Origin of the sequence: Paenibacillus sp. FSL L8-0638, assembly GCF_038593075.1 — a bacterium.
GTDB lineage: Bacteria > Bacillota > Bacilli > Paenibacillales > Paenibacillaceae > Paenibacillus > Paenibacillus polymyxa_D.
The window spans coordinates 3520557-3534559 of record NZ_CP151960.1; the positions used below are offsets into that span (position 1 = coordinate 3520557).

15 protein-coding genes are annotated in these 14003 nt (G+C 46.4%); 3 read left to right on the top strand and 12 right to left on the bottom strand.

Annotated elements, in window-relative coordinates; translation table 11 throughout:
- The 9 genes from spoIIIAE to MKY35_RS15635 form a co-directional block, all read right to left on the bottom strand.
- On the bottom strand, positions 1-1191 hold the full coding sequence (gene spoIIIAE / locus MKY35_RS15595) for a stage III sporulation protein AE (RefSeq protein ID WP_029517253.1): 1191 nt from the start codon (positions 1189-1191) through the stop codon (positions 1-3).
- A 12-nt stretch (positions 1192-1203) separates the two neighbouring features.
- The gene (gene spoIIIAD, locus MKY35_RS15600; protein ID WP_013310826.1) at positions 1204-1593 is read right to left on the bottom strand and encodes a stage III sporulation protein AD; all 390 of its coding nucleotides are present in this window, start codon (positions 1591-1593) and stop codon (positions 1204-1206) included.
- 8 nt (positions 1594-1601) lie between these two features.
- Positions 1602-1805: a stage III sporulation protein AC gene (spoIIIAC, locus tag MKY35_RS15605; protein ID WP_010345636.1), complete on the bottom strand. Its 204-nt coding sequence runs from the start codon at positions 1803-1805 to the stop codon at positions 1602-1604.
- A gap of 12 nt (positions 1806-1817) precedes the next feature.
- Entirely contained in the window at positions 1818-2336 is a 519-nt protein-coding gene (gene spoIIIAB / locus MKY35_RS15610; RefSeq protein ID WP_029517252.1) for a stage III sporulation protein SpoIIIAB, read from the bottom strand.
- A complete protein-coding gene (spoIIIAA, locus tag MKY35_RS15615) occupies positions 2329-3324 on the bottom strand; it encodes a stage III sporulation protein AA (protein WP_322251772.1) in 996 nt (331 codons plus the stop codon). The genes spoIIIAB and spoIIIAA overlap by 8 nt, the downstream gene beginning before the upstream one ends.
- Before the next feature lie 412 nt (positions 3325-3736).
- Positions 3737-4990, bottom strand: coding sequence for an aspartate kinase (locus MKY35_RS15620; protein ID WP_029517250.1), 1254 nt, complete (start codon positions 4988-4990; stop codon positions 3737-3739).
- Positions 4991-5184: 194 nt separating this feature from the next.
- A complete protein-coding gene (efp, locus tag MKY35_RS15625) occupies positions 5185-5742 on the bottom strand; it encodes an elongation factor P (protein WP_029517249.1) in 558 nt (185 codons plus the stop codon).
- Positions 5743-5775: 33 nt separating this feature from the next.
- The gene (locus tag MKY35_RS15630; RefSeq protein WP_342444182.1) at positions 5776-6849 is read right to left on the bottom strand and encodes a Xaa-Pro peptidase family protein; all 1074 of its coding nucleotides are present in this window, start codon (positions 6847-6849) and stop codon (positions 5776-5778) included.
- Between the two features lie 81 nt (positions 6850-6930).
- Positions 6931-7512 (bottom strand): YqhR family membrane protein, encoded by a 582-nt coding sequence (locus MKY35_RS15635; protein WP_340955816.1) that lies wholly within the window; start codon positions 7510-7512, stop codon positions 6931-6933.
- Positions 7513-7797: 285 nt separating this feature from the next.
- Between MKY35_RS15635 and MKY35_RS15640 the strand changes: the two genes are divergently transcribed.
- From MKY35_RS15640 to MKY35_RS15650, 3 genes are all read left to right on the top strand, one after another.
- Positions 7798-8796 carry an iron-siderophore ABC transporter substrate-binding protein gene (locus MKY35_RS15640; RefSeq protein WP_340955818.1) on the top strand — a complete coding sequence of 333 codons (999 nt, stop codon included), beginning with the start codon at positions 7798-7800 and terminating at the stop codon, positions 8794-8796.
- A gap of 174 nt (positions 8797-8970) precedes the next feature.
- On the top strand, positions 8971-9963 hold the full coding sequence (locus MKY35_RS15645) for a DUF1385 domain-containing protein (RefSeq protein ID WP_342444183.1): 993 nt from the start codon (positions 8971-8973) through the stop codon (positions 9961-9963).
- A gap of 7 nt (positions 9964-9970) precedes the next feature.
- Positions 9971-10291, top strand: a complete 321-nt coding sequence (locus tag MKY35_RS15650) for a hypothetical protein (RefSeq protein ID WP_029517244.1) — start codon at positions 9971-9973, stop codon at positions 10289-10291.
- Positions 10292-10411: 120 nt separating this feature from the next.
- Here the strand turns inward: MKY35_RS15650 and MKY35_RS15655 are convergent, their stop codons facing one another.
- The 3 genes from MKY35_RS15655 to mntR form a co-directional block, all read right to left on the bottom strand.
- Positions 10412-11401, bottom strand: a complete 990-nt coding sequence (locus MKY35_RS15655) for a patatin-like phospholipase family protein (RefSeq protein WP_029517243.1) — start codon at positions 11399-11401, stop codon at positions 10412-10414.
- 95 nt (positions 11402-11496) lie between these two features.
- Positions 11497-13239: a family 10 glycosylhydrolase gene (locus MKY35_RS15660; RefSeq protein ID WP_342444184.1), complete on the bottom strand. Its 1743-nt coding sequence runs from the start codon at positions 13237-13239 to the stop codon at positions 11497-11499.
- A gap of 136 nt (positions 13240-13375) precedes the next feature.
- On the bottom strand, positions 13376-13801 hold the full coding sequence (gene mntR / locus MKY35_RS15665) for a transcriptional regulator MntR (RefSeq protein ID WP_013310838.1): 426 nt from the start codon (positions 13799-13801) through the stop codon (positions 13376-13378).
- Positions 13802-14003: the final 202 nt, after the last annotated feature.

The window sequence follows — 14003 nt, forward strand, 5'->3', positions numbered from 1 at the left end:
TCACCTCATCATGACTGTCATATTGCCTGCTGCGAGCATGACTGTAATTGCAAGGAAGGACATCAATCCCACTGCTGCCAGCGCCGCGAAAACATAAATCATGCTCTTGCCGATCGCATCCAGACATGCCACGATAGGCGTATCACCCAAAGGCTGCATGATCGCTGCTGTCACTTTATAAATGAGCGCCAGCGTCAGAATCTTGAGGGCGGGAAAGGCGCATAGGAACAAAATAATAATGACTCCTACCAGACCAATGGCATTTTTAACGAGCAGCGAAGCCGAAATAACTGTATCTGTCGCATCTGCCAACGCCTTGCCGACCACCGGAACAAAGCTACCTGTAATATATTTGGCTGTACGGATCGTTAATCCGTCAGTAACGGACGATGTCAAGCCTTGTACCGAAATGACTCCTAGAAAAATGGTCAGCAGCACTCCCAGCACTGCTACTCCAGCGTTCCGCAACAGATCGGCTAGCTGGGTCAGCTTGTATTTGCCCGTCAGCGAGTTGACCAAATACAGCACAGCCGAGAAGAACAGCAGCGGGAAAACCAGCGTATGAATGACTGTTCCGACTGTGTTGATCATAAATACAATCAGCGGGTGGGTCACCGAAACTGTTACGACGTTCCCCATCGAGGCCAGCATGGTAAACAGCAAAGGCAACATTGCCATCATGAAGTGAATCATGCTATCAATCGCTTCTTTGGCATAACCAATCGCTACACTAAAGCTATTAATCGCCAAAATGATAATGACCATGTATACAATAGCGTAGGCCACTTTGCTGACCTGTTTGCTTTCAAAAGCGCTTTGTAGCGTTTCCAGCACCATACTCATAATGCTGAGCATGACGATGGTGACGAGCAACTTGGCATTTACTCGGATTTCATGGATGAAAAAATCAGCTATAGCGCTCAATACACCCTTTATGCTGAACCCTTCACCGCCTGGAAGCAGCATGTCCATGAAGGAAGGCGTTTTCTGATCAGGGAAAAATCCGCCGTATTGCTGCATGAGCCCGTCCCAATAATGTTCTACTTCGTCTTTGGGCATTTGCTCCGCCTGCTGTCTGATCCATTCGTTTGTCGGTGTATCTGCAAAGAGGAACGCAGCCGAGGCACACCAGAGACATAGCAGCAACATTGCAATTACTTTGAGATTCGGCATGCCCCCCAGCCTTTTCATGGCATCACCTCCTCAGGCGGGCATCAGCTTCAGAATGGTATCAATAATAATGCTGATAATTGGGATTGCGAGCACCATAATGAGTACCTTTCCGGTAAGCTCAATTTTGGAAGCAATCCCGTCTTGTCCTGCATCCCGAACGATTTGCGCTCCAAATTCAGCAATATAAGCGATACCGATTATTTTCAAGACGGTTTTAAAATAGATCATATCCATGCCTGAAGACCGGGCCAGTCGCTCCAGTACAGCAACCACAGATCCGATCTTGCCAATCAGCAGCAAAAAAATGACGATTCCCGCAGCTGTTGCAATCAAAAAGGCAAACATCGGCTTCTGTTCCTTAATGACTAAAATAAGGACTGTGGCAATGAGGGCGAAGCCCACTACCTGAATAATTTCCATGTGTCCACCTACTGAAAAAGAAAGATAGATTTGATCTCTTGCAGAAGGTTATCCAGCATTCGCACCACCATGAACAGGACCACGACGAAGCCGATGACCGTTACCCAGTGCGCCATGTCTTCTTTGCCCATTTGCTTTAATACGGTATGAATCATAGCGATAATAATGCCAATTCCAGCAATTTGGAAAATTGCGTTCACTTCTAAATTCATTCGAGCACCCCGCTAATAGATCAAAATGACGATCAATGCTCCGATCAGCAGTCCCAGGCTCCTGCTCATACGCTCGTACCTCACCTGATCTGCCTGCGCCTGCGCTTCCTCATGGGATAACTGCTGGATGGTCAACGCAATGTGCTTGATCTGGTCTTCACGGTCGCTGGTTCCAAGACTGTAAGCAAGCTGCCGCATCGCTTCCTTCTCGGCTTGCTTCATAGAGGAACGGCTCCACGAGTCTTCAATGGCTTTATGCAAGCTTTCTCTGGCAGTCAGGCCAAAAGAGGGGTGCATCCAGCGTGAAGCTTGCTGAAACAGAGTGCGTAAGGGCTCTCGCAAGGGCTCTCCTGTCTTGGCGAAAGCATCTGGTAGCGGAGACACCCCGTAGGAAACCTCGGTCGTCAATCTTTGCAGCGCAAGAATCAACTCCCTGATTTGCCGCGGCCTCATTGCAAACTGCCTTGCCCGTTGCCAACCTGCCAGCGTAGCGGCCAGTATAACCAAGGCTGCACCCAGCAGCTTAAGCATAGGAGATGCCCCCATTCTGCCCTTCTCCAGACAGTGTAAGCCTGCGTTGCTTGGCATCTGCCAGTCGGAATGAGACGCCCCGGCTCGTCCGCTCCAGCATGACGTAGAGTTGAAATAGCTCTTGTCCTGTAGTTAATCCAGCAAAAGCAGGCCGGGTCGCCATTTCAGCCACATCGCGACCATGTGCGGAAGCAATGACTGCAATGCCTGCATGAAGCGCTTCGCGCACCGCCTCCGCATCTTCCGGTCGTCCGATTTCATCAACAATGAGGACATCCGGTGACATCGAGCGGATCATCATCATCATGCCTTCTGCTTTCGGACATCCGTCCAATACATCGGTGCGAGGCCCGACATCAAAACCGGGGATACCTTTGTGACTACCAGCGATCTCAGAGCGTTCGTCTATAATGCCTACCTTGAGTCCATTCCGTCGCCCCCCATGGCTTTCCATCCCTCCGTAACTGAGTTGCCGAGCCAAGTCCCTAAGCAGTGTCGTTTTGCCATGCTGAGGAGGGGACAAAATGAGGGTATGCCGGATTTTCCCGGACATTCGATCTGCTACATAAGGCAATATCCGATCAGCTATGCCGGGAATTGCACGCGCAATTCTTACATTAAAGCTGCTTATATCCCTCAAATGCTCCACTCGTCCCCGGTTGAGCACGGTTCTCCCTGCCAAGCCAATACGATGACCGCCAGGGATCGTAATAAACCCTTTACGAAGCTCCTCTTCCATCGTATAGAGGGAATGATTGCTGATAAAATCCAGCAGTCGGTGGGCATCCTCACGGTCAGGCTTATAGGCTTCCACATGGTTCAAAGTCAGCTGACCAGCAGACGTTACAAAATGATGTTCACCGTTTGCATTAATTTCCAACGGCCTTCCTTCCCTGACCCGGATTTCTTCCAGTTGCTCAAATACCGTTTCTGGAAGCCTTCCGAGTATACCGTGCAACGGTTCGGGAAATAACTCCAGCCATTCCATACCGATGCCGCCCCCTCACAGTTGTCCTTTTTCTTTAAGACAAGTCTATGGTTGACTCTCGCTTTTTATGCCGAAAATATATTGAAAACCTAGGCAAACTTTTGCTAACTCCTATCAACGCTCAACAGACCTTTCCCCCGCTTGTTTAAGCACCATTCTCTAATTTGCACAAATAAAAAAGGGCCTCTCAAAGCCTTGTCGGCTAAGGGAAACCCTTGGGTAGAAAAGATAGATTCAGAAAAAAAGAGGCTGCCCTCAGTTTAACTCTCACTGATGGAACAACCTCTTAACCTACTGCTGTATTCTATGATTTATCAAACTATAAATAGAGGGCATATAATGTATCGACCTTCACCAGTCATAAGCATCGTTCACTTTATACATATTCGGTGTCTAGATCACCTTGCAGTTATTAACGACGGTCTTGCGGACCACCCACAAACGCTTGCTCCTCGGTGTCCAGGTTATAAGCTGTATGCAACGCCTGAATAACCTCATGAAGCTTACCCGCTTCAATTACACACGATACTTTGATTTCAGATGTGCTTACCATTTTAATGCTAACGCCTTGCTCTGCCAGTACGGCAAACATTTGCGCAGCAACACCCGGATGGCTAACCATTCCTGCACCTACAATGGAAACCTTCACCAAGTTTTCCTCAGACGTTACTTCACGGTACGGAAGCTCTCCACGAATACCTTCCAGCGTCTTTAGTGCCGCTTCACGATCCGTCAGAGCTACTGTAAAGGAGAAATCCGCTTTACCAGCTTCAACCCCGCTCTGTACAATAATGTCTACATCAATTTTGGCTGCCGCCAGTGTTCCAAATACTTTCGCCAGTACGCCGGGAATATCGGCGACGCCCAAAATACTGATTCTTGCTACATTTTTATCATATGCAATCCCACTGACTACAACGCCTTGTTCCATTACTGCATCCTCCTTTACGACCGTTCCTTCATTATGGTTAAAACTGGACCGCACGATCAGCGGTACCCGGTTATGTTTGGCATATTCTACCGCACGAGGATGCAATACAGCTGCACCCAGATTAGCTAATTCCAGCATTTCATCATAAGAAATTTCTTTTAGCTTACGAGCAACCTTCACGATCCGTGGATCTGTTGAATAAATGCCGTCCACATCCGTGTAAATTTCACAGGCATCCGCTTGAATCGCCGCCGCCAGCGCAACCGCCGTCGTATCAGATCCACCACGTCCCAACGTCGTAATGTCTCCCTCTACAGACATCCCTTGGAAACCAGCTACAACAACGATCTTGTTGCTGCTCAGTGCATCCAGCACACGCTGAGGTTGAATATCCGTAATCCGTGCTCGACCAAAGTCAGATTCAGTACGGAAACCAGCCTGCCATCCCGTAAACGATACCGCTTCATGACCCAACTGCTGAATAGCCATCGACAACAAGGCGATTGAAATTTGCTCACCTGTCGTCATCAACATATCCAACTCACGTGCAGGCAACTGCTCATTCAACAATTTGGCCTGGTCAATCAGTTCGTCTGTCGTGTCTCCCATTGCGGAAACGACCACTACACATTGATGCCCTTCACTCTGTTTCTCCACAACGCGTTTTGCCACGCGTTTCATGCGCTCCGTGTCACCGACGGAACTGCCTCCGAATTTCATGACATACAAAGACAACGATATTCACTCCCTCAGACTCAGTATGTAACCTTGAGATGGCACCCAACGACTTGAACGTGACATCCTGCGGAATAACTTTAGTACAGTATAATACGAAAGTGCTGTGCGGAGCCATTGTTTTTTAATATTAGTGCTTATAAAAATATCCCCTGCCCTTCACAAGGACAGAGGAAATCTAAAAGCAGCAAATTTTATGCGCGAGACATGTATTTGCCGTCACGTGTATCAATTAACAATACGTCATCTTGGTTAATGAACAAAGGAACTTGAACATTCAAACCCGTTTCCAATTTGGCATTTTTGGTAGCACCTGTAGCTGTATTACCTTTAATACCTGGTTCTGTTTCGATTACTTTGAGTTCCACGCTGGTAGGCAGGTTAATACCCAGGATTTCGCCATTATAGCTGACGATATTTACATTCATGTTTTCTTTCAGGAAGTTAAGTTCCCATTTCAGTTGATCGCTGGACAATGTGAATTGATCATATGTTTCATTATCCATGAATGTATGATCGTCTGCACTAGCATACAGATAAGATACACCGCGATTTTCGATTTGCGCCCGACCGATCGTTTCACCCGCACGGAATGTACGTTCAACGGTGTTACCGTTACGCAAGTTTTTCAACTTGGAGCGTACGAATGCTGCACCTTTACCCGGTTTTACGTGTTGGAAATCCAGTACCGTAAAAATATCTCCGTCTACCTCGACGGTCAAACCTGTTTTAAAATCATTAACGTTAATCACTAAAATACCCCTCCTACAGGACTGTTATCGTTATTAAACGACTCTAAATTCTTTGCTCGAATGTGTTAATAATTTGATGCCGCTATCTGTAATAACGATATCATCCTCGATCCGTACACCGCCCAATCCAGGCACATAGATACCTGGCTCGACCGTTACCACCATACCCGGCTCCAGAATATCATCACTCGCCTTCGACAGGCGTGTAGATTCATGTACTTCAAGACCCAGACCATGACCTGTACTGTGCCCGAAATTGTCTCCATAGCCATGGCTTGCAATAATATCCCGGGTCAGAGCATCCGCTTCACGGCCTGTCATGCCCGGCTTAATATGTTCAAGTGCGTGAAGTTGCGCCTTAAGTACAATATCGTAGATCTCACGCAACTGGGGCGCTAAATCCCCTTGTGTGGCCACTGTACGTGTCAAATCGGAGCAATAGCCATCCAGCAACGCACCAAAATCAAACGTAATCAGCTCGCCTGCTTGTACTAACTTAGCACTGGCTACGCCATGAGGCAATGCCGAACGAACTCCAGAAGCCACAATTGTGTCAAATGAAGAGGATGTAGCTCCCTGCTTGCGCATGAAGAATTCCATTTCCAGATCCAGCTCACGCTCGCTGACACCTGGCTTGATGTAAGGTAAAATGTGTGCAAAAGTAGCATCTGCCAAATCCGCTGCCCGCTGCATCACTTCCAGCTCTTCCGCATCCTTGTACACCCGTAATTTCTCTACAATGCCCGACACCGGAACCAGTGAAATAGGTGACAAATCTTCGCTATAAGCTTTATGCGTCGCAACAGTTACAGCGTCTTGCTCAAAGCCTGTTTCGCTGATCTGATGGGAAGACAGCAATTCTTTCACCGTTTCCATGACCTGTGCAGCGTGCTGCACTACCGTGAAGCCTTCGGCTTGTTCGGTCGCTTGCGTCATATAGCGAAAGTCAGTCAGCAAATAGCTATGGGATTCCGTAATCAGCACATAACCTGCCGAACCTGTGAAGCCTGTCAAATATCGACGATTGACAGGGCTAGTAATCAGCATAGCCCGCAGATTATGCTCGCCCAGCGCCTGCCGCAGCTTTAACACCCGGTCATTCTTCATCTTTCATTCCGCTCCCCTCTGTCAAATAACCAAATGCTATTTTAACACAGGGAATAGGCGCTTGAGAAGTTTTTGTTACGTTCAGCCCTCAGCTTTCTCAGGCTCGCGCTTTCTTTCATCCGTATACTCGACAGCAACGGTATATCCGATAAATAGTCCCCACAGTAAAAACACACAAATTTCCGTATATAAGGAATTCCATGTTAACCGATCAGGAGCATTCATCATCCCTAGCTTAGGACCTGTTAATACAAATAAAACAACCCACCAAATCAGGCCATACACAATGCCGGGTAAAGGACCCTTAAATCTGCGCAGCAACAGAGTGTACACCAGTGAAGCTACGACAGATAATCCAATAAAAAACAGTAGCCCTACCAGATGTCCCGCCATGGTGTTCATAAATGAATGCTTGAAAAAAGGCTCTGCGAGAAAGCCAGGCGCTACTACGGTAAAGTGCAACTTATAAAACAGCCAGCGCAGCAATCCCCAGAGCAAACCCGAAAAAAAACCCAACTCAAGCGCAAAAGGAATGAGAGGCGTATGTATTTTGCCTGACTGCTGCCTGCCTCTACCACTGTCGTTATGATTACGTGGATCCTGAGATCCACGAGGCTGCTCCTGTTCATGTCCTATCTTGGGTATAGAGAAGGTTTCGCTCATGTTGTTTAATCCCCTTTCAATATGAAAACTTTTCCCCATCGTAAAGACTATTGCAATCGGAAATGCATGTACTTCCATCGGATTCTGCATTCCATTTTGCTGGTAGTATGCTCCAAGGGGGGAGAGTTTAACAATGAACAGGAATGCTGAATAATGGCAGCTTTCGACTTGAGTGCACGGACCCGTTTTTTACATTGACAAAATTTCAATCCTCTATCATAATATAATGGTGAAAATGATAATCATTATCATTTTATAAAAACATATATACGGGAGAACGCTTCTATGAAAAAGGGATTCATCGGGATTTTATTGTTAATGGTTTTTACGCTCACTCTGGCAGGTTGCGGAGCAGCCGACAATGCATCGGACAAAGATCAGGTAGCCACGGGTAGTAAACCGACTGACACAGCGACCGGTCCTGTGACGGTAAAGCATAATCGTGGTGAGGTCACGCTCGACAAGCCCGCACAGCGTGTCGTAGTGCTGGAATGGACATTTACAGAGGATTTGGTTGCGTTGGGCGTTCAGCCGGTGGGTAATGCTGACAATGCCAACTACAAGGTGTACGTGACACCGGAGGCGGCTCTGGATAGTAGCGTGGTCGATGTCGGCACGCGTAACGAACCGAATCTGGAAGCGATTGCTGCATTGAAGCCGGATCTGATCATTTCCAATGTTGATGGGAATGAAGCTATCTATGAGCAACTTAAGGCCATCGCTCCTACGATCGAATATAATCTGAACAATGGTAATGGCTACGATCATGATAAAATGGTAGAAATTTTTAATAGCATCGCGGTTGCTCTGGGAAAAGAAGACAAAGCTAAGCAGGTGCTTGCCGAACTGGATCAGCATTATGCTGAAGCCAAAGAAAAGCTCGCCGCTGCTGGCAAATCGGATTATCATTATGTACTGACACAAGCTTTCACTTCGCAAAATGCGGCCAGCCTCCGTATGTTTTCGGATAACTCAGTGGTCGTGGCAACACTGGCCAAGATCGGTATGATTAATGATTGGAAACCAAGCAAAGTTGAACCGTATGGCTTTACAACCGTCGGTATTGAAGCTCTGTCTGCTGTTCAGAACAGCAACTTTATCTATATTGTGCAGCCGGACGATGATGTTTTCGGGGCACCTATGAAAAATAATTCGGTCTGGAACGGTCTGAATTTCGTTAAAGAAAAACGCACCTATCCACTGAACGGTACGACATGGACATTTGGCGGCCCTCTCTCATCAAAAGGACTGGTTGATCAGGTTGTTGGGGCAATTACGCAATAGGTTGTTTCCGAATATTATTCGGTTTTATAATGACTAGCATTTATGTGAGCAGTCTGACGCTCCATAAATGCTTTTTTTATAAGCCTGTGGTTACACCAGTTTCATCTAACTAGATATTCCCTTCCAAATTCGATACAATATACAAAAAAGCATGTATTAAGAGAGGTGAGACGGTTGTCACAAGCATCCAAGCCTGTGAGCTACGGCGGTCAGGCAGTCATTGAAGGTGTCATGTTCGGCGGCAAGCGTGTCAATGTCACGGCAGTTCGCCGCAAAACTGGCGAAATCACATATTTGGAAGTACCACGCAAGAAGCAATCCTGGGTATCCAAATTCCGCAGAATTCCTTTATTGCGGGGGATTGCAAGCATCATCGACTCCAGCGCCAAAGGTACCAAGCACTTGAACTATTCAGCCGATGCGTATGCTGATGATGAAGTAGATCCGGAAGAACGCGCTGAGCAAAAGAAAAAAGAAGAATCTCGCTGGAGTCTGAGTATGATGATCGGTGTAGCGGCAGTCGGGATTATCTCCTTTTTGTTCGGCAAAATTGTGTTAACCCTCGTTCCGGTTGTTGTAGAAGACTTCCTGTTCGACGGCTTGTTTCACAGCCAAATTTTGCATAACCTCGCCGAAGGAGCCATTAAGCTGATTCTGCTGCTGGCTTATTTATGGGGCATTTCCCAAACTCCATTGATCAAACGACTGTTTCAATATCACGGTGCAGAGCATAAAGTAATTACGGCATTCGAAGCTGGAGAAGAACTAACCCCGGCCAATGTGCAAAAATACAGCCGTTTGCATTACCGCTGCGGTAGCAGCTTTATTATGCTGACCGTGATCATCGGGGTACTAGTCTATTCCCTATTCACCTACGATAATCTGTGGGAGCGTATGGGGCAACGGCTTCTACTGCTTCCGATCGTACTGGGGCTTTCTTTTGAATTTCTCAAGCTGACCAATGCTCTTCGTGAAATTCCGGTACTTCGTTATTTAGGTTACCCCGGTCTGTGGCTGCAACTACTTACCACCAAAGAACCGACTGATGATCAAGTGGAGGTATCCATTGCCTCATTTAAGCGTATGCTTGAATTGGATGCTGAGTTGGAAAATGTACCTGTAAAGGAGACCTTCAACAGTCCTGCCCTTGATCCTGTGAAAGGATGAGTGAATAATGAACAGACATGCTGTTATTTTCTGGCTTACCCTTGCTTTGGGTGCATATGGGATTGTGGATATGCTATGGAGAGGAAGCTGGGGCTTTCTCATGAGTTTACTCATTCCCGTCCTTGTTTTTGCAGTTATATTTCTGCTATACAAATACCTGCCAGGACAAAGCAATCGTACTCCCAAAATCAAACCCTCTGTGCGCACCATGGCCAAAACAGCCAACGCACGTAAGCAGCAGACTACGGGCAAGCGCAAAGCGTATCCTTTTCATGTGATTGAAGGTTCCAAGGGCAAAAATGAAGAAGAACAACCTAAATATCATTAACGATAATAATCATCCTTTAAAATGCAACACAAAGGAGCCGTCACCCGCGTATTAAAATATGACCGGGAAGAGGCTCCTTTTTTCACACCATTTTAAATTACTTTAACTGCCAATTAGTGTTCATTTCATAGCGTACATGGTATCCTTCATCAATTGGTATTTGCTATACTGCTGCTGGTAAGAAGTGATGCTCCATTTGTGGAAAAAAGCATCCCCTGCCTGCACACCGGAAGCATACAGCAAATCACTTTGCACTGTAGAAATGTTAAATTGTGCAGTGCGGATCCCCAATGTTGGAATTTTAATCGTCCGATACCGATTCTCCTGCTCAATATATCGTTCATCGTGTGCTGATAGCATGGTATCGAAAATAGCCTGCAGCATAGTCAATGGACCCCGTATATAAGAAACTTTGGTCTCCGTCCCCGTTTTGCCCACCATTTGAAACCCTACAGTTGGAATCGTTTTGGCTTCACGTTCATTTACAGGCTCATCAAAAAGCCACAAAGGCAAATTGCTTAGTAAAGCCCCATCAACTACAAATACAAATTGCTGGGAAAAGGTTTTTCCCTTGGCAAGTGCAGAATCAAGTCTTAACATAACGGGATCAAAAAAGTAAGGGATACTTGTGCTCATCCGAATGGCCTTTGCTACCTCCAGTGAAGAGGGATTGATACCAAAACGTTTGATATCCTCAGGTAGCACCAGAATGCGTCCATTCGTGATATCTGATGCAATAATGCGCAGTTTGCCAGGAGGTAAATCCGCAAACGTACGCACTCCCTTAGCTCGTAACAGCTCACGTACCCAGTGCTCCAGTGCCTCCCCTGAGTAGAGACCTTTTTTAAGAAAGATACGAGCTGCTGGTCCAACCCACTTAATATTGAACACTGGAGAACGTCGTAACAACTTGACCAAGGGGGTTTTCTCAATTACGGCTTTCATTTCATCCGCAGAGTATCCCGCAGCCAATAAAGCAGCTACAATAGCACCTGATGATGTACCTGCTAAACGATTGAATACAATTCCATGCTCCTCCGCAGCCTTAACTGCACCCGCCAGCGAAATTCCCTTAACCCCTCCACCCTGGAACACAGCATTGATCAGCATAGATCAAAAAACCTCCGTTCTCTTGGGAGTAAGCAGTTCTACTGCTTATCTATGAGAACGGAGGCCCAAATAGAACCTATATGATCCAATTTATATCACATTTGATAATAATTTTGAAGAAGCTGAATGAGTCCATATGGATTTTTACGCAAATGCTGTGCACTAAAGTAAATATCCCCTTTGACCTGTTTATAATCTTTGTTCAGTTCAAGCTGCTTAATTAGCTCTTGAGCCGTTTGCCAGCCCTTTTCAGGGGTGCCGATTTTATACGGAGAATGACCGATATACAGCTTAACATCTGAATTTTTGACCTCATTGGACCACCATGCGACAAGCTTGTCATATCCCGCCGCAGGGAAACCGATACTCCAGTAAACTTGTGGAGCTACATAATCAATCCATTCCTTGTTAATCCAGGTTCTTACATCCGCAAACGTTGTATCATACGCTGTAACGCCTGCCTTCGTGTCTGAGCCCGTTAAGTCCTGAGATTTGTTACGCCATACCCCAAAAGGACTGATTCCGAATTGAACTTTCGACTTGCTGGCATGAATGCTTTTGCCCAAGTCCCGAACAAAACTGTTCACATTATCTCTCCGCCAGTCGCCCTTGTTAGAGATTTTGTTGGTATTATTTGCTTTGAAGGTCGCATCATCATCAAAAGTCCCGCTGTAAGGATAAAAATAATCGTCCAAATGGACGCCGTCAATATCATATCCGTTCACGACCTCCATAATCGCCGCAATGACATGCTGACGTGCAGCTGGGATTCCTGGATTGATGTACAATTGGCTACCATTCTTAACAATCCAATCCGGGTGTTGATTAGCCACATGGTTTGCAGCCAAACCGTTGGTCGTTCCTGTAGAATTCGCACGGAACGGATTAAACCAGGCATGAAATTCCATCCCTCGCTTATGCGATTCGCTAATCATAAATTTCAAAGGATCATAGCCTGGATTTTTACCTTGGGTGTTGGTCAAATACTTGCTCCATGGTACGAGACTCGAGGGATAGAGCGCATCACCGCTGGCACGAACCTGAACAAATACCGCATTAATGCCCATCCCCTGCAAATCATCGAGCATTTTAGTAAACTCCTGCTTTTGCTTCTCGGAGCTGCTTCGGGCAGAAGAAGAAGGCCAATCTCCATTGATGGTAGAAATCCATGCTCCACGCATGGAAGTTGAAGCCTTTACCTGAACAACATTTGCCTGTGAAGAACTTGAATCATTCACACTAGTAGACGTTGACGGTGAAGCGACAACTGCCTGCTCATCATCGATGGCTCCCTGACCTGAACTTACACTGTCCTGATTGCCAGATGCAGACGTATCTGATATGGAGCCACTGCTTCCCGCAGAAGTGTTCCCGCCAGTAGAGACACCTTCCTTACCACTGTTTAACGTAATGACTCGCTGTGAAGCTTGCCAATCCACTTTTAATCCCAACTCTTCCCCAACAAAACGCAGAGGCACCATGACTCTCCCGCTTGTCATACGGGCAGATGCATCCAATCGAACGGACTTGCCATTCACCGTAGCGCTTTGTGCACCGTTCTCCATAGATATATTTTTGTTCTGTGCTGTAATCGTTACCATACCGGACGATTCCGACCAGTTGACCTGAGCGCCCATTCCCTCACTAATCACGCGCAAAGGAACCATCGTAACATTGGCTCCCTGTACAATATACGGTGGCGCGTCGCTTTGCAGGGACTGTCCGTCCAATATAATTTCAATATCACCAGTTGGAGCTGCTTGAACTCCAGGAACGATGGCAGTCTGCACTGCTAAGAGTAGGCCTGCAGCCAATGCCACTATTTTCTTTTGATTCATATTATTACAATCCTCCGCTAACCCTGTTAATTTTAACCCCTATCTTGTCCTGCTATATAATGGATAGACGCTAATCACCGGATATTTGTTGCGGTCGGGACAAATAAAAAAGCATCGTCCATAAGGACAGATGCTTTTAGGAATCTCCACTCAATTCCTTGTGTATGTCATGAAGCTGGCGCAAGCGATCTTCATCCCGACGAAAATATTCAACCAATGTTTCGATACGGGTGATGGAATCCCAGCTCAAATGATGCTCAATACCTTCCACATCTTTATATATCAGTTCCTTGTCAACCCCAATCATATCCAGAAATTGCTCTAATAACTGATGGCGATCAACCAACCGTTTGCCGACCTTTTTCCCTTTTGGTGTCAAAATGAGTCCCCGATACTTCTCATATACAAGATAATCGTCCTTATCCAACTTCTGAATCATTTTGGTGACGGACGAAGGATGCACCTCTAAACCCTCTGCGATGTCCGAGACACGAGCATATCCCTTCTCATCAATCAGTTGGTAAATGCGTTCCAAATAATCTTCCATGCTTGGCGTTGGCACTTGTTTCCCTCTTTTCTGTTATTGAACGGGCGCTTACCGCCTTCATTTCCTGCGTTAAACCTACTATGTAATGATACATGTTATCATTGCCCATTGGCAAGTCTCATCCCTTCACTCACATCTATTGCCACGATTTGTTCAATTTAAGCCGGGTACACTAATATCGTCGTCCCTGTATCGTTTACTTCTGCGGCAATATGTT